The organism is Pseudomonas sp. NKUCC02_KPG, from assembly GCF_019345465.1.
Classification (GTDB): Bacteria; Pseudomonadota; Gammaproteobacteria; order Pseudomonadales; family Pseudomonadaceae; genus Aquipseudomonas.
On sequence record NZ_JAHKRC010000012.1, the window covers coordinates 31,296 to 47,102 of the forward strand.

The 15,807-nt window shown below is 55.8% G+C and carries 17 protein-coding genes and 1 tRNA gene; 8 read left to right on the plus strand and 10 right to left on the minus strand.

Annotated features, from left to right (window positions below; all coding sequences use genetic code 11):
* Positions 1–72: 72 nt before the first annotated feature.
* Together KO536_RS16580 and KO536_RS16585 are read right to left on the minus strand one after the other, a co-directional pair.
* Complete coding sequence (locus KO536_RS16580) at positions 73–897, minus strand: alpha/beta fold hydrolase (RefSeq protein ID WP_133077803.1); 825 nt, start codon at positions 895–897, stop codon at positions 73–75.
* 122 nt (positions 898–1,019) lie between these two features.
* Entirely contained in the window at positions 1,020–1,970 is a 951-nt protein-coding gene (locus KO536_RS16585) for a GlxA family transcriptional regulator (RefSeq protein WP_219262470.1), read from the minus strand.
* Between the two features lie 249 nt (positions 1,971–2,219).
* On the opposite strand from KO536_RS16585, the gene KO536_RS16590 reads away from it, so the two are divergent.
* Positions 2,220–2,942, plus strand: a complete 723-nt coding sequence (locus KO536_RS16590) for a pirin family protein (protein ID WP_219262471.1) — start codon at positions 2,220–2,222, stop codon at positions 2,940–2,942.
* A 231-nt stretch (positions 2,943–3,173) separates the two neighbouring features.
* Here KO536_RS16590 and KO536_RS16595 read toward each other — a convergent pair whose 3' ends face one another.
* Entirely contained in the window at positions 3,174–4,151 is a 978-nt protein-coding gene (locus tag KO536_RS16595; RefSeq protein ID WP_219262472.1) for an AraC family transcriptional regulator, read from the minus strand.
* A 468-nt stretch (positions 4,152–4,619) separates the two neighbouring features.
* Between KO536_RS16595 and KO536_RS16600 the strand changes: the two genes are divergently transcribed.
* The 3 genes from KO536_RS16600 to KO536_RS16610 all read left to right on the plus strand — a co-directional run bounded on the left by KO536_RS16600 (position 4,620) and on the right by KO536_RS16610 (position 6,722).
* On the plus strand, positions 4,620–5,435 hold the full coding sequence (locus tag KO536_RS16600; RefSeq protein ID WP_219262473.1) for a P-loop NTPase: 816 nt from the start codon (positions 4,620–4,622) through the stop codon (positions 5,433–5,435).
* 41 nt (positions 5,436–5,476) lie between these two features.
* Positions 5,477–5,857 (plus strand): hypothetical protein, encoded by a 381-nt coding sequence (locus KO536_RS16605; protein WP_219262474.1) that lies wholly within the window; start codon positions 5,477–5,479, stop codon positions 5,855–5,857.
* Positions 5,858–6,284: 427 nt separating this feature from the next.
* Positions 6,285–6,722 carry a hypothetical protein gene (locus KO536_RS16610; RefSeq protein ID WP_133077810.1) on the plus strand — a complete coding sequence of 146 codons (438 nt, stop codon included), beginning with the start codon at positions 6,285–6,287 and terminating at the stop codon, positions 6,720–6,722.
* 248 nt (positions 6,723–6,970) lie between these two features.
* Here KO536_RS16610 and KO536_RS16615 read toward each other — a convergent pair.
* From KO536_RS16615 to dapA, 5 genes are all read right to left on the minus strand, one after another.
* Positions 6,971–7,060 (minus strand) — tRNA-Ser (locus KO536_RS16615).
* Positions 7,061–7,151: 91 nt separating this feature from the next.
* Complete coding sequence (gene purC / locus KO536_RS16620; RefSeq protein WP_019410660.1) at positions 7,152–7,865, minus strand: phosphoribosylaminoimidazolesuccinocarboxamide synthase; 714 nt, start codon at positions 7,863–7,865, stop codon at positions 7,152–7,154.
* A 28-nt stretch (positions 7,866–7,893) separates the two neighbouring features.
* Positions 7,894–8,652, minus strand: coding sequence for an MBL fold metallo-hydrolase (locus tag KO536_RS16625; protein WP_133077811.1), 759 nt, complete (start codon positions 8,650–8,652; stop codon positions 7,894–7,896).
* Positions 8,653–8,656: 4 nt separating this feature from the next.
* On the minus strand, positions 8,657–9,772 hold the full coding sequence (gene bamC / locus KO536_RS16630; RefSeq protein WP_133077812.1) for an outer membrane protein assembly factor BamC: 1,116 nt from the start codon (positions 9,770–9,772) through the stop codon (positions 8,657–8,659).
* A gap of 17 nt (positions 9,773–9,789) precedes the next feature.
* The gene (dapA, locus tag KO536_RS16635; RefSeq protein ID WP_219262475.1) at positions 9,790–10,668 is read right to left on the minus strand and encodes a 4-hydroxy-tetrahydrodipicolinate synthase; all 879 of its coding nucleotides are present in this window, start codon (positions 10,666–10,668) and stop codon (positions 9,790–9,792) included.
* A gap of 326 nt (positions 10,669–10,994) precedes the next feature.
* Here dapA and KO536_RS16640 point away from each other — a divergent pair, with 326 nt between their 5' ends.
* Entirely contained in the window at positions 10,995–11,555 is a 561-nt protein-coding gene (locus KO536_RS16640; RefSeq protein WP_133077814.1) for a glycine cleavage system protein R, read from the plus strand.
* Positions 11,556–11,568: 13 nt separating this feature from the next.
* Positions 11,569–12,042 carry a peroxiredoxin gene (locus KO536_RS16645; protein WP_133077815.1) on the plus strand — a complete coding sequence of 158 codons (474 nt, stop codon included), beginning with the start codon at positions 11,569–11,571 and terminating at the stop codon, positions 12,040–12,042.
* A 109-nt stretch (positions 12,043–12,151) separates the two neighbouring features.
* Here KO536_RS16645 and queF read toward each other — a convergent pair whose 3' ends face one another.
* The gene (gene queF / locus KO536_RS16650; RefSeq protein WP_219262476.1) at positions 12,152–12,982 is read right to left on the minus strand and encodes an NADPH-dependent 7-cyano-7-deazaguanine reductase QueF; all 831 of its coding nucleotides are present in this window, start codon (positions 12,980–12,982) and stop codon (positions 12,152–12,154) included.
* Between the two features lie 81 nt (positions 12,983–13,063).
* On the minus strand, positions 13,064–13,600 hold the full coding sequence (locus tag KO536_RS16655; RefSeq protein WP_219262477.1) for a plastocyanin/azurin family copper-binding protein: 537 nt from the start codon (positions 13,598–13,600) through the stop codon (positions 13,064–13,066).
* A 154-nt stretch (positions 13,601–13,754) separates the two neighbouring features.
* Between KO536_RS16655 and KO536_RS16660 the strand changes: the two genes are divergently transcribed.
* Entirely contained in the window at positions 13,755–14,435 is a 681-nt protein-coding gene (locus KO536_RS16660) for a heavy metal response regulator transcription factor (protein WP_219262478.1), read from the plus strand.
* Positions 14,435–15,784: a heavy metal sensor histidine kinase gene (locus KO536_RS16665; RefSeq protein WP_307876326.1), complete on the plus strand. Its 1,350-nt coding sequence runs from the start codon at positions 14,435–14,437 to the stop codon at positions 15,782–15,784. Before KO536_RS16660 ends, KO536_RS16665 begins: the two co-directional genes overlap by 1 nt.
* Positions 15,785–15,807: the final 23 nt, after the last annotated feature.

Consider the following 15,807-nt stretch of genomic DNA (forward strand, 5'->3'; position numbering starts at 1 on the left):
CACTTCAACCGCGGGAACGAGAGGCTCGCTCCCACGGTGGATCGCTACAGAGTTGAAGTGAAGCAACGCGTATCAGCCCTTGAGAAACGCCAGCAGATCGGCATTGAGCTGATCCTTGTGGGTATCCGTCAGCCCGTGGGGGGCACCGGGGTAGATCTTCAGCGTAGAACCTTTGACCAATCCTGCCGACGCAATGCCCGCAGCTTCGATAGGCACCACCTGGTCGGCGTCGCCGTGGACCACCAGGGTCGGTATGTCGAACTTTTTCAGGTCTTCGGTAAAGTCGGTTTCAGAGAACGCCTTGATACAGTCGTAGGCGTTTTTGTGGCCGCTGGTCATGCCCTGCATCCAGAACCAGTCGATCATGCCCTGGGAGGGTTTGGCCCCCGGTTTGTTGAAACCAAAGAAAGGGCCGCTCGCGAGGTCGATGTACAGCTGCGAACGGTCCGCCAGTGACGCCTGGCGAATCCCGTCAAACACCTCAAGCGGCAAGCCGCCAGGGTTGGCCTGGGTCTTGAGCATCAAGGGCGGCACCGATGAAATCAGCCCCGCCTTGGCCACCCGGCCCGTACCATGACGACCGATATAACGCGCCACTTCACCGCCGCCGGTGGAAAAACCGAACAGCACGGCATCCTGCAGGTCCAGCAGCTCGATCAACTGCGCCAGGTCATCGGCGTAGGTATCCATATCGTTGCCTGCCCACGGCTGGCTGGAGCGCCCGTGGCCGCGGCGATCATGGGCGATCACCCGATAGCCCTTGGACGCCAGGAACAGCATCTGCGATTCCCAGCTATCGGCGTTCAGCGGCCAGCCGTGGCTGAACACCACGGGCTGCCCCGTGCCCCAGTCCTTGTAGTAGATTTCGGTGCCATCGCGGGTGGTGAACGTACTCATGGGGCGGTCATCCTTGTGCAAGTGCAAAGAGTTCTCATCTATCTTGGCAGGCATCGATGACAGCACAACTGCTCTGGTAGGAGCGTTACGGCCATATCGGTGCCCACCACGGACAGTAGAGGCTAGCTGAACTGCTCGCGGTACTGAGCCGGGGTCAGACCAAGCTTTTCATTGAACAGAAAACGCATGTGCCTGACGCTGCCGAAGCCACTTTTGAAAGCGACTGTTTTCAGGGGCAACTCACTGGTCTCCAGCAGGTTTCTGGCCCGGTCTATACGCGCGCCCTGAAGAAAATCCATGGGCGTCATGTTGACCTCACGGGCAAAAACCCGGGCAAAGTGTCTGGCACTCATACTGGCCAGGCTGGCCATGGATTCAATGCTGAAAGCCTGATCGAGGTGTTCGAGCATATGGTTCTGAACCCGGGTTATGGGGGTTTCCTGGGGGCCAACCGAGGCCATCAGTGGACTGAACTGCGCCTGGCCGCCCTGACGCTTCATGACCACCAGCAGGACTTTGGCCACGTCCAGGGCGATTTTTTTGCCGTGGTCATTGGCGACGACCGACAGCGCAAGATCGATACCGGCCGTGACGCCGCCAGAGGTAATGAGATTGCGGTCCTGCACGAAAATCTGGTCGACCTCTACCCGGGCCGAGGGGAAGGCCTTGATCAGCCGCTCGGTGTAATGCCAATGGGTCGTGACGCGATAGCCATCCAGCAAACCGGCAAAGCCCAGCAAGAATGCCCCGGTGCAGATGGACCCGTATTGTCCGGCCCGGGTCACGGCGCCCTTGAGCCACTCCAGCAATGCCTGCGGTTTATCGTTGTAGGCCCCTGGGCCACCGGGTACCAGCAGCAAGTCATAGTGCCCGCTGGCCTGGTCAATATGCCGATCCGCCTGCAGCTTTACGCCATTTGAGGCGCGCAGCAGGCCGGGCTCGGTAGCCAGAGTGGTCAATTCATACTGCTGATCCGGCTGTAGATAGCGGTTGGCAATCGAGAACACCTCCATGGGCCCCGCCATGTCGAGCAGCAGAAAGTCTGGAAACAACACCATCGCCACGGTTTTCATAAGATAGATTTCACTGTAGGCAGCTGCATGAGCGAGTCCGCTGTGGATAAACAATAGTGCGCCGCATCCGGGCCACTGCAAACGCGCAGTTCATGAGCGAGCGTCGGAAAAATCATACGTGATAAATCCGCTAAAATTGTCAACTACAGAGAGACACTGTTTCAGTTTACATCTACTTAATTTACTGATCAGTAACCATTAACCTTCTCCTCACTCGGACGAATCAACGTCCACACAGGAGATGTCATCATGCTGACCCTTCGCAAAGCATCCGATCGCGGCGCCGCCAACCATGGCTGGTTGAAATCGTTCCACACCTTCTCATTTTCCAACTATCGCAACCTGGATGAACAAGGCTTCTCCGACCTGTTGGTGATCAACGACGACCGCGTGGCAGCGGGTAAAGGGTTCGGTCAGCACCCCCATCGCGACATGGAAATTTTCTCCTACGTGCTCGACGGTGCGCTGGAACACAAGGACACCCTGGGCACAGGTTCAGTGATCCGCCCGGGTGACGTGCAATTGATGAGCGCCGGCAGCGGCGTGGCGCACAGCGAGTACAACCACTCGCACAACGAGCCTGTGCACTTTTTGCAAATCTGGATCGTGCCTGACGTCGGTGGCGCCAAACCCCGCTACCAACAAGAGCACTTCACCACGCAAAAGAAACGCGGACGCCTGCAACTGATCATCTCGCCCGATGGCGCCGATGGTTCGCTCCACGTACGCCAGGATGCCCGGGTGTATTCAGCCCTGATAGACGGCCAGGAAAGCGCCACGCTGGAACTTGCCGCCGACCGCTACGCCTATGTGCACGTGGCACGTGGTAGCGTCGAACTCAACGGCATGGCACTGCAGGAAGGCGACGGTGTGCGCGTGCGCAAGGAGCAACGGCTGACCTTGGACAATGGCAGTGACGCCGAGGTGCTGGTATTCGATCTGCGGGCGCAGGAATTGCCGCAGATGCCTTGACGGGCTGAAGCTGGGTTATGCGTACGATCAATGGCGTCGCTAACAAGTCGTCTGGGGTGCTGCCGGTGATAAAACACGCTGGCGGTACCATCATTCGAGCATTGCTTGCGAAGGAGAGTGCTATCAAACATTCTTATAGCAGCAGGCGCACGGCTTATTAACAATCCAGCCTACCTAAACTCGTCTCTTTATAGCCGCACGACAAGACGGTCAGCACTGCAACTTCATTTCTTACTCTGCCAATTCACGATACTTCTGAGGCGTCATACCAAACCAACGCAACGACGCCTTGTGGAAACTGCTCTTATCACAAAAACCCAGAGTCGCGCATATATACTTCAAGTTGTAAGCCGAATCCTTCAACAAATGACGCGCCAGCTCTTTTCGAGAGGCCTCAAAAATAGCCGTAAAGGTAGTTTCTTCACGCTGCAAATAGTTTTGCAGTGTTCTAGCGCTCATCTTCATGGCTCTCGATACCGTTTGAACGGTAGGAATACAGCCAACCAACAACCCATCAGATACGATTTTTTTAATCCTGGATGACATGAGCCCACTGATTGAATTTTGCAAATAAACATTCAGCACATCCGTGTGCACGACATTCAATGTCGGCGAGGCAGATATCAAAGGATAATCATACACTTCCCTCCTGAAAAGCAGACTATTCGACGCTGAAGAAAAGGTAATATTTTTCCCAAATATTGCTTTTAATGCATTTAAGCCCACCGGCTCAGCATATGTAAATTCCGCAGCGACTGGTTGAACAGCCTGATTGGGGACTAGCCACTGCATCAAGCCTAAGAACACTGACGCCCCTGAATCAATGAACACTCTTGGTGGTTTATCACCCACTTCAAAACCTAGAACCTTAAGGTATTTTCCGCGAAACTCGACTTTCAAAAAAGAGCCATTGCTAATTAATGGATGGTACGTCACCAACCGCTCCAGCGCATGCCCTAATGTTGAACATGACATCACCGCGTACCCGAGAACACCCAACATTGCGGGGTGTGCATTACCGAATGCTTTCAAACCAAGATCTGGATCCTCCACCTTGGCCGTCAAATCATTTAACCATTCATACACCCGTACAATATCTATATATTCACCAGGCCCCAGCACATCCACATCAAAGCCGTCTTTACTCGAAAAGTGATAACCAAGTGCATGACCAAGTAACCGCACATACGCCTTACTAATATTAAACATCTACGACACATCCCTGATATAAAATACTGCAAGCTCAGAGCAGAGCAGCTTACATGACACATTAAATCTTTGATGACGGGGTCTTGGACGTCAATAGTGCATGCGCTCATGGACACCACTCTATCGCCCCAGAACACTTATCATCCAAACAGAAACGTGCCACTATACCGTTGATAAAGCTGGATCCAATACTTTAATTTAAGTAGCTCATATTAACGATGACACTCAATCCAAAGCGAAATCAACACAAAGGATGGGTATGGGCCTTCAAAAAGATAAGGTCCTATCAATTCTCAATCACCACCGCTTTTTTTCGAGCGACTCTCTACCTCTTGACAGGCGACACCGGCATATTTGGACGCAAGGACAGCTACACAAAGTTTCGAATAAAACGGTGAATGTTCAATCCAGATAACGATTTGCACAGTGACACAAACCACTTAGAACTTATCAAACGGCGCACTTATAATGAGCCAACACCCTCAAGTCATAGTGATTGCGAGTGGCAAAGGTGGGACGGGCAAAAGTACCTTATCGATCAACCTCTCAATGGCGCTGGCAGACCTTGGAAAACGCGTTGCAATTCTCGACGCTAACCTGGAACTTCCCAGCATTGCTACGCTTTTGAACATTTCACCTGACTATACCATTACAGATTTAATCGAAGGGAATAGCTCCCTTCGAGAGGTCATCTATAACGGACCTAAAGGCATCAACTTGATTCTCGGCAGCAGCCTGCCGAAATCGATGAAACATTTATCGACGGCTCATCACTTTGGCATCGTCAACGCGCTCAGCACAATTTCCAAAGAACTCGACATCCTTGTCATTGACACAGCGCCCGGCATTAACAAGTGCACGCTTAACTTCATCCGCGCCTCACAAGAAATTTTGCTTGTCACCTGCAGCGAACCAACGGCCATCGCCAGCACACAGGCCCTTATACATATACTGCACAGCACTTACGACTTACACAACTTCAGAATACTGATCAACAAAGCCCTTGACACACATGAAGGTCAAAAAGCTTTCAACACCCTTCAACAATTAAACAAGAACAACGATGTATTTCTGAGTTACGCCGGGTACGTTCATGAACATAAATCATCCCGAATGGCAGCCAGTAAAGGCAAGGCTTTATATGACATGTTTCCCAAATCAGACTTTGCTCATGACATTAAAAAAATAGCCAAATCAATTGAAAAATGGCCCCTGCGCGAAACACCCACAGGCCACATAGAATTCTTTTTGGAATCCCTCATCCAAAAATCCCAGACCGTATAAACACACCGTAAAACACAGACTTTTTCAGGATGAAAACTCACATGACATGGACGTTCAAAGACCGCTTCAACTCTGACAAATTTATTACGGTTAACGATGATTTTCCCAGAATTTTAAAACTACTGGGAGAAACGTTTCAAGACTTTCGCCACCACAACTGCATGGGCAGGCCAGCACAAAAAAAATTAATATCCAGCCGAGGCAGTGGGTTTGCCAAGGCTATCTATATCCACACACAGATCAGTTACTGCCTGGGCACCCATGACTGCCTGGAGGACGCTGAATATGAACACTACTGCACGACCGTCAAGAAGCACTTCATTGACGTTCATCCCCTGTTTGCCATGAGAGCATATGCTGAATGCATCTCACTCATCAGCAGCGATAATGAATCAATTAAACAGACACCACTAAATAAATAACTCAACCGCCTCACTGATCACATATGAAAAGCATCTGACTCCATTCCGGAATGGTCTGTGGTGCGCCGCAATATCAGACGCTCATTGATGATGTGCTCATCGCGCTCTTCAAGGTGACATACACTTTAAATGCTCATCTTACGGCGCGGTCGACATGGCGCCCGGTTTTCTCGCCGCGTGCGATAGCCGTTTCAACCGTGTCAAGGTGCCTTGGGGTAAAGAACGTGTGGACTCTCTTGAGTTGAGGTGACGCCAAGGGGGATATGGGCCAGAGTAGTGGCTGGCTTCGCTTTTGAATGTCCTGCCGCTTAGTTGCTCGCCAGTGCATCTATGAACGCTTTAGCCAACATTTCGCTGGAGCCGCTATGGCTCAACAGCAGCTTTGATTCTCTGCACGCTGAGTGCTTTTTTGTCGGAGTTCTGTGACATGTCTGGTTCCAATATCGATAAATTCAATGAGCTGACCGGCAAGGTGCTGGGTGAGCTGTATCTGAACTTCCCTGTGCCCTTCAACCTGACCGCAGAGCATTTTGTTGAACCGGCAATGGAGTGGAGTGAAGAGCGTCAAATGGATCTGCCCAGCAAAGAGGCTGAGTTTTTTATCGCGACAACGGGATGGCTGATCAACGCGGGGTACATCAGCGGCGGGCTGTTTTCCAACACCCATGTCTCGGATGCCGTACTCACTGTGAAAGGCCTCGAAGTTCTAAACGCAACCCCGCGCAGCCTGACTCATGCCCACTCCCTGCGCGAGCAATTAGCCGAGATTGCCAGAGAAGGCAGCAAGGAAAGCGTTAAGGGGTTGCTTGCCGAGGAACTCATCACGGGTGCAAAAATCATCGCCCCTGCCGTTGGGCTCCTCTGACTTCAGCGCCGCTTGAGATAAACGCGGCTTGAGCTGCGTCGTTGAGGAAGCCGAGAGCCATCATCACGTTGTAGACCTTGGCTTCATAGCTCATTAATAGCGCCTTCCATTGGCACATGCAGCGCTAGCCCAAAGTTGGCAGGTAGTTATTTGAGCTTTTTGCCCTCAAAAGGCCCCTACTTTATACCCGCCCACGAAAAAGCCCCTGAAATGTTTGACCATTTCAGGGGCTTCGTCTTGTTCAATAATGGCGGAGAGATAGGGATTCGAACCCTAGGTACTGTCGCCAGTACAACGGATTTCGAATCCGTCCCATTCGGCCACTCTGGCATCTCTCCAACGGCGCGCATCATAACGCGGTTTCTGATTATGGCAAAGCCTTTTTTCAAAAAAACCGCGTGCTATCAGTTGCTTGCGCGCCTTTACTGCTTAAAGCGGGACGCCGAGGCGGTTTGCAACTTCTTCGTAGGCTTCAATGACGTCGCCCAAACCCTGACGGAAGCGGTCCTTGTCCATTTTCTTGCCAGTGGCCTTGTCCCACAGACGGCAACCGTCCGGGCTGAATTCGTCACCCAGGACGATGGAGCCGTCATGGAATACGCCGAATTCAAGCTTGAAGTCCACCAGCAGCAAGCCAGCGTCGTCGAACAATTTGTTCAGTACATCGTTGACCTTGAGCGACAGTTCTTTCATGCGAACCAGTTGCTCGGCAGTGCCCCAACCGAATGCCACGACGTGGGATTCGTTGATGAACGGGTCGCCCTTGGCGTCGTCCTTGAGGAACAGTTCAAAGGTGTACGGGTTGAGCTTCATGCCCTCTTCGACACCCAGGCGCTTGACCAGGCTGCCTGCCGCGTAGTTACGCACAACACACTCGACAGGGATCATGTCGAGCTTTTTGACCAGGCACTCGTTGTCACCCAGCAGTTTGTCGAATTGGGTCGGCACGCCGGCTTCTTCGAGTTTCTGCATGATGAAGGCGTTGAACTTGTTGTTCACCATACCTTTGCGATCAAGCTGTTCAATACGCTTGCCGTCGAACGCCGAGGTGTCGTTGCGAAACAGCAGGATCAAGCGGTTTTCGTCGTCGGTCTTGTAAACCGATTTCGCTTTACCGCGATAGAGTTCTTCACGTTTTTCCATGATGGGCTCCGCATGCTAAGTAGGTGGGCTAGGCGATTGTGCGCCAGTCGAGCCCTGAATCTTGATCGGCCAGTTGCAGCCAGTCCGGGTCGCACCCTAGGGTGTCGACAAAACATTGCCGGGCCAGCTGCGGCAGGTTGTTCTTGCTGCTGAGGTGTGCCAGTACAAGGTGTTGCAGATCTTGCCAGCCCAACTCGGCCACCAGGCTTGCAGCCTGATGGTTGTTCAAATGTCCTTCCTGGCCCCCTACCCGCTGCTTGAGAAAAGCAGGGTAGTGACCACGGGCAAGCAGGTCGCGGCAATGGTTTGCCTCGATCATCAGCGCATCCAGGTTGCGGTAGCTGTCCAGTACCCCCGCGCAATACGAGCCCAGGTCGGTCAGCAAGCCAAACCGCCGCTTGCCGTCACTGAACACGTACTGGGTGGGTTCCTGAGCATCATGGGCCACAAGGGTCACACTGATAGTCAACGCCCCGACTTGCAATGTCTGGCCACCGGCAACGTATCCGGCCGGCTCCAGGGGCTTGCGCATCCCGCGCTGAGTGCCACGACTCATGTACACCGGCAAATTGTAGCGCCGAGACAGCAAACCCACGCCATGCACGTGGTCGGCATGTTCGTGGGTTACCAGAATCGCGCTCAGCTGGTGGGCGCTGACGCCCAACCTGGCCAGGCGACGCTCGGTTTCTCGCAAGGAGAAACCGCAATCGACCAGTACATAAGTGTTGTCGCTGGTTATCAGCGTGCCATTCCCTTGGCTACCACTGCCGAGAACGGCAAAGCGCATGCAATCAACCCAGGTTGTCTTGGATAACGCCCAACACTTTGCGCGCCACTTCTGGCGAGGCAACGGTGTTGATGTTTTCTTCGACAGTCACTTGTACGCTGTCACCGACCTTGCTCAGGCGAACCTGATAGCGCTGGGCACGGGCTTCAACTTCTTCCTTGTCCGGCTTGCTGCCGAAGAGACCGGAGAAGAAACCAGGCTTCTCGTCCTTCTTCTCGGCTTTTTCGGCAAGGTTGATGTAGTACAGGCCCAGGGTGCGGTTGATATCTTCAACGCGCCATTCGCCCTGCTCAAGCGCGCGACCCACACTGGACCAGGCGCGATCGAGGTCTTCGGTCAGCGTCAGCACCGGGTTGCCGCTGCCGTCTTCGCTCAGGCTGACGCGCGCCGGGGTGTCGAAATCACGTGCTGCAAGCAACGATACCGAACCGCCCTTCTCGGCGTTACGGTTCATGCTGATGAGCATCTCATCAACCAGGGCTGCATCCAGACCGGTGTTGACCGAACGGGTGGCGAAATCGACGTCGGCAGTGCTGCCGGCCGGGCGGTTGGCACTGACGACATAGATTTCACTGGTGTTGCGCTGCACACCCGGCTCGATGCGAACCCGCAGGCGGGTCTCGCTGTCGGCGGCCAGGCCGCTGCTGCCCACATGGCGGGCCATTGGAGCCGAAAGCTCGTCAGCACGCTGCCAGGTGGTTGTGAATTCGCCGGTTTGCGGGCGCTGCTCGTCAATGCTGAAACCGTTGTCCTGGAAGAACTGCATTGCCACCGGCCAGACTTCGGACGGAGAGCGCTGCGCCATCACCCAACGGCTGTCGCCGCTTTTTTGAAGGCTGAAGTCACTGGCACTGGCGGTTACAGCCAATGGCTGTGGACGCGGCACCTCAAATTCGCCCTTGACGTTGTCGTCAGGCACGTTGCCAGGGATCGGCAACAGCGGGACCAGGCGTTTGTCAGTCTGGACACCGGGTGGCAACTGCATGGGAGGGGTTTGACGCGCCTCCAGATAATCGCTGCCACGGTCACGGAAATACCCGTCTTGACCCCACAGCCAACCGCAGCCGCTGGTGCTGGAAATAATCACGGCTAGTGCGGAAAGTCCGGCCAATCGCTTCATGCGTAGTGCTTCCTCAATTAAACCAAGACACCGGACTGGCGCATTGCCTGACGCAGTGGTTCGTGGCAAGGCTCGCTGAGCCAGGTGAGAGGCAGACGGATACCGTCCGACATCAAGCCCATTTCATGCAGCGCCCATTTCACGGGGATAGGGTTGGATTCGATAAACAGGGTTTTATTGAGCGGCATCAGCTTTTCGTGGAGCGCGCGAGCAGTGACGGCATCGCCACACATCGCAGCGGCGCACAGGTCGCTCATGTCTCGTGGCGCAACGTTGGCGGTCACCGAGATATTACCCTTGCCGCCGAGCAGGATCAGCTCGACTGCGGTCGCGTCGTCACCGGAGTACACCAGGAAGTCGCTGCTGACGCCTGCCAGGATGGTCGGTACGCGGGTCAGGTCGCCGGTGGCTTCCTTGATGCCGATGATGTTCGGCACCGTCGACAGGCGCACAACGGTTGCCGGCAGCATGTCGCAGGCGGTACGGCCCGGAACGTTGTAAAGGATCTGCGGGATATCGACCGCTTCGGCGATGGCCTTGAAGTGCTGGTACAAGCCTTCCTGGGTCGGCTTGTTGTAATACGGAGTCACCAGCAGACATGCGTCGGCGCCAGCGGCCTTCGCATTGGCGGTCAGTTCGATCGCTTCACGCGTCGAGTTGGCGCCCGTACCGGCAATCACCGGAATACGTCCTGCAACCTGTTTGACAACGTGACGAATCACTTCGATGTGTTCGTTCACATCCAGAGTTGCCGATTCACCTGTGGTGCCAACGGCAACAATGGCGTTGGTGCCCTCTTGCAGGTGAAAGTCCACCAGTTTGCTCAGAGCGTCCCAATCAAGACGACCTTGTGCATCCATGGGTGTGACCAGTGCCACCATACTGCCCGCAATCATGCAACCGCTCCTGCCGGAAAAAGAGAGCCGTAATGGTACTGGCGCCATGACCCTTGCACAAGCAACAGCGCGCCCGATGAGCATTCCCCTTAGCGTTGCTTTTCGCTACCCTTCAGCCTTTGATTGGTACTGATGTGTGCGCAAGTCTGTTTCACAGGCCTTCAGCAAGCGCCCAAAGCCCCGCCCAAACGCCGCCGAGCGCGGTTTGCAGAGCCTGCAAACCGCCTGTAACGCTGTATTGGCGGGCTTCGGCGCTCAAGTGTCGGCTGATATTCAGCTCGCTCCCCATCGACCGTACTGACCGCTCATCGTTTTAGGAAGGCTGCATGTCCACCCCCACAGTCCGCGAACAATTCCTTGTCATCAGTGCCCTTGGCGCCAACCCAATGGAGCTGACTAACGTCCTGTGTCGCGCCAGCCATGATAATCGCTGCGCCGTCGTAACCTCGCGCCTGACTCGCCACGGCGAATGCAGTGCGCTGATCCTGGAAATAACAGGCAGCTGGGACGCCCTGGCGCGCCTCGAAGCCGGCCTGCCCGCGCTGGCCAAAAAACATGCGTTCAGCGTCAATGTTGTGCGCAGTGCCGCCCTTGAAACTCGCCCGCAAGCACTGCCCTACGTAGCCTATGTGAGCTCGGCCTACCGCTCGGACATCATCAACGAGCTGTGCCAGTTCTTCATGGACCACAACGTAGAGCTGGAAAACCTGACATGCGACACCTATCAGGCTCCACAAACCGGCGGCACCATGCTCAATGCCACGTTCACCGTGACCTTGCCGGCCGGCATACAAATCAGCTGGCTGCGTGATCAGTTTCTGGACTTCGCCGATGCGCTGAACCTGGATGCACTGATCGAACCGTGGCGCCCACAGAACCCGATGTAAGGAAACCGACTCAATGGCCGTTGCAATTGACCAACCCGTAGACGACTTCCAGATCCCGGCAACCAGCGAGCAGACCGTCACTTTGGCGGGGCTCAAAGGCAAGCAGGTGGTGATTTACTTCTATCCCAAGGACAGCACGCCGGGCTGCACCACCGAGGGCCAGGGTTTTCGTGACCATTACGCCGAGTTTCAGGCGGCCAACACCGAAGTGTTCGGTGTGTCCCGCGACAGCCTCAAGTCCCACGAGAACTTCAAGGCCAAGCAAGGTTTTCCGTTTGAGTTGCTGAGCGACAAGGACGAAGCCCTGTGTCAGCTGTTTGATGTGATCAAGCTGAAAAAACTGTACGGCAAAGAGTACATGGGCGTTGATCGCAGCACATTCCTGATCGACAAGGACGGTGTGCTACGCCACGAGTGGCGCGGCGTGAAAGTGCCGGGGCATGTCGAGGCGGTACTTGAGCAGGCCAAGGCGCTGAATAACGGCTAAGCAAAACTCTGTGGGAGCGGGCTTGCTCGCGATTCAGGCGACGCGGCTTGTCAGGCAAACCGCATAGACCTGTCGCGAGCAAGCCCGCTCCCATATGAATCACAGCGTATTACTGACGCACCAACCGCACATTCTGGAACTCGACCGCTTCGGTGCTGCGGTACGGGTTGATATCCAGCCCGCCACGGCGCACATAGCGCGCATACACGGTCAACTTCTCGGGCTTGAGCAAACGCTGCAAGTCGAGAAAGATCCGCTCCACACATTGCTCGTGGAAGTCCGAGTGCTGGCGAAAGCTCACCAGATACGCCAGCAAACTGGCGTGATCCAGCGCCGCTCCACGGTATTGCACCACGACAGTGCCCCAGTCAGGCTGACTGGTAACCGGGCAGTTGGATTTGAGCAAGTGGCTGTAAACGCTTTCTTCCACGACCTGTGAGCCATCGCACTGGAGCAACTCAGGACGGGGCTGTTCGTAATCGCTGACCGAGATATCCAGGTCATCAATGCAGATACCCGGCAAAACGCCTACGCCATCGGCCTGGACATCATTCAAGCTACGTACGCGCACGCTGACAGGCTTGCCGGATGCTGCGGACAAATCTGCCTGCAATGTGGCTTCAAGGCTCGGCGTATCCGCAAAAACGCTCTGGTTCAGGGAGTTCAAGTACAGCTTGAACGACTTGGACTCGACGATATTCGGTGAATCGGCGGCAAAGCAGAACTCACCAATGGCGACAACCGGCTTGCCCGATGGCAACAGCCACGACAGCTCGAAGCAGGTCCAGAAATCCACCCCGACATAAGGCAGCGTTTCGGCGCTCAGCCCCAGCTCTGCCCATTTCGCCGCACGCGGGATCGGGAACAGCAAGGACGGGGTGTAGGTGCTGATGTATTCACTGGACTTGCCCAGCGGGGAATGTTCGGCGGCGGGATGCATGACAAAAACCTGGCTAGAAAAACCCGGTAATTCTATCGGGTTTGAGCCAGGCTTTCAGCGTTCACTGACGATAAGGGTGTTTTAAGGCGCTACGTTGACCTTGCCGACCATGCCAGCCTGGTAGTGACCGGGCACGTTGCAGGCGAATTCCAGGTTATCGCCCCGGGTGAAGGTCCAGGTCAGCTCGGCGGTTTTACCCGGCTCGACCAGCACGCTGTTGGGGTCATCATGCTTCATACCGGGCATCTCCTTCGAACCGTGCCCCATGGATGAGTGATCCATGCCCCCATGTCCCATGCCCGTCGGCGTGAGCATGCCGCTCTGCTGCATTTCGAGCATTTCTTTCTGGTGCGCCGCGTGCATCGCCGCATTGCCCAGGTTGAACTCATGGAGCAACTGCCCTTTGTTGACCAGTACAAAACGTACGGTCTCACCGGCTTTCACGTCCAACGACTTGGGTGTGAAAGCCATATCGGTCATGTCGATCTCCACCGTGCGCGTCGCACTGGCGGCGGGCGCAGGCTGGCCAAAATCAGAGTGCCCCGCAGGCGACGCCATGACAGGCAAGCTCAGGGCCAACAAACAGCCCGCGAGCGACAAACGGATACGTACAGTCATACTTACTCCCAGAAACCAAAGGTGAGGCTTTGCGCCACTTTAAAACCCCGGTACTGGCATTCAACTGACCGTAAGATTACAAATTTGTCAGCTTGAACCTGCATCACCAGCACCAAGGTATAAGACCGAGGTTAATTTTTACGATGAGTCAACCATGAAACTGCTGATTGTCGAAGACCAGGTCAAAACCGGACAGTACTTGCGCCAGGGCTTGAGCGAGGCCGGGTTCACCACGGAACTGGCCGCCGATGGCATTACCGGACAACACCTGGCATTGACCGGCGATTACTCGCTGCTGATTCTCGACGTCATGCTGCCGGGCCGCGATGGCTGGCAAATCCTGCAAGCGGTGCGCAGCGCAGGACTGAGCTTGCCGGTGTTGTTTTTGACTGCACGGGATGCGGTCGAAGACCGAGTCCACGGTCTGGAGCTGGGGGCCGACGATTATCTGGTCAAGCCGTTTGCATTTTCCGAATTGCTGGCACGGGTGCGCAGCCTGCTGCGCCGGGGCAACAACGCCCCCCAGGAAACCAGCCTGCAGCTGGCCGACCTGCGCCTGGACCTGATCCGCCGCCGCGCAGAACGCAACGGCCAACGCATAGACCTCACCGCCAAGGAGTTTTCCCTGCTGGAGTTGCTGTTGCGTCGTCAGGGTGAAGTCCTGCCCAAGTCATTGATTGCTTCGCAGGTGTGGGACATGAACTTTGACAGTGACACCAACGTCATCGAAGTCGCGATTCGCCGCCTGCGCCTGAAAATCGACGACAACCATGAGCAAAAGCTGATCCACACCGTACGCGGCATGGGCTACGTACTCGAAGAGCGCAGCAGTTGATGCGCAACCTGTCACTGAGCAGCCGCCTGGCACTGCTGTTTGCGGGCTGTACCGCGGTGGTGTCGCTGTTTGCCGGGGTGCTGTTCGGACGGGCCAGTGAAGTGCATTTCGTCGAGCTCGACCAGCAACTGATGGAAAGCCGTCTCGCGGTCTTGCGCAGCACCCTGCAAGGGGCGGACACCCTGGAACGTTTCACCCTGCGCCTGCCGGCACTGCTACAGGACCTGGCCCACCAGCCGGATCTTGCAGTACGGGTCCGCGGCCAGGACGGGCATCTGTGGTTTGACAGTTCGCCGCGGCTACCCCTGGAACTTTCGACGCAACCAGGGCTGGGCAGCCTGCAAATCAATGGCACCGATTACCGCGTACTGGTGCCGCAGGACAACACCCCCAACACGCCGCATCTGACGCTGTTACTGGACATCACCCACCACCAGCACTTCCTGCAGCGCATGCAACGCCTGATCTGGATGACCGTCGGCCTCTCGGCGCTGGCCACGGCGATCCTGGGCGCCTGGGCGGCCCGTAGCGGCCTGCGGCCCTTGCGTCGCATGAGCGCGATTGCAGCCAGTGTTTCGGCGGACTCACTCAACGCCCGCCTGCCCCAGGAACAAATGCCTGCCGAGCTGGCAGACCTGGCAACGGCCTTTAACGCCATGCTGGAGCGCCTGGACGATTCTTTTCAGCGACTGTCGGCCTTCTCCGCCGATATTGCGCATGAACTGCGCACACCACTGTCCAACCTCCTGACCCACACCCAAGTCACCCTGACTCGCCCAAGAGACATCGAAGAGTATCGCGAGACCCTGCACAGCAACCTTGAAGAACTGCAATGGATGGCGCAGTTGGTCAACGACATGCTGTACCTGGCCAAGGCCGATCATGGTTTGCTCACACCGCGCCGCGAACCGCTGGACCTTGGCAGGGAAGTCGATGCGTTGCTGGAGTTTTACGCGCTACTGGCCGAGGACTCGCAGATCGAACTGACACGCCAAGGCAGTGCGCACCTTGCAGGCGACCGCAGCATGCTGCGCCGCGCCCTCTCCAACCTGCTGGATAACGCCCTGCGCTACACGCCGGGTGGCGGTGCGATCAAGGTGCTGATTGAGGCTTTGCCGGGCAGTGTGCGCATCCGCATTGAGAACACTGGTCCGGGGATTCCTGCCGAACTGCTGCCGCGCCTGTTTGACCGGTTTTATCGGGCAGACCCTGCCCGCCGCGAAGGCAGTAGCGAACATGCAGGGTTGGGGCTGGCGATCACCCAATCGATCATTCGCGCCCATGGCGGGCAGATCAAGTGTGAGTCGCAGGAGGGGCTAACGCAGTTTGTGATTGAGTTGCCGGTCTGACCGGTTTACTTAACTGTGGGAGC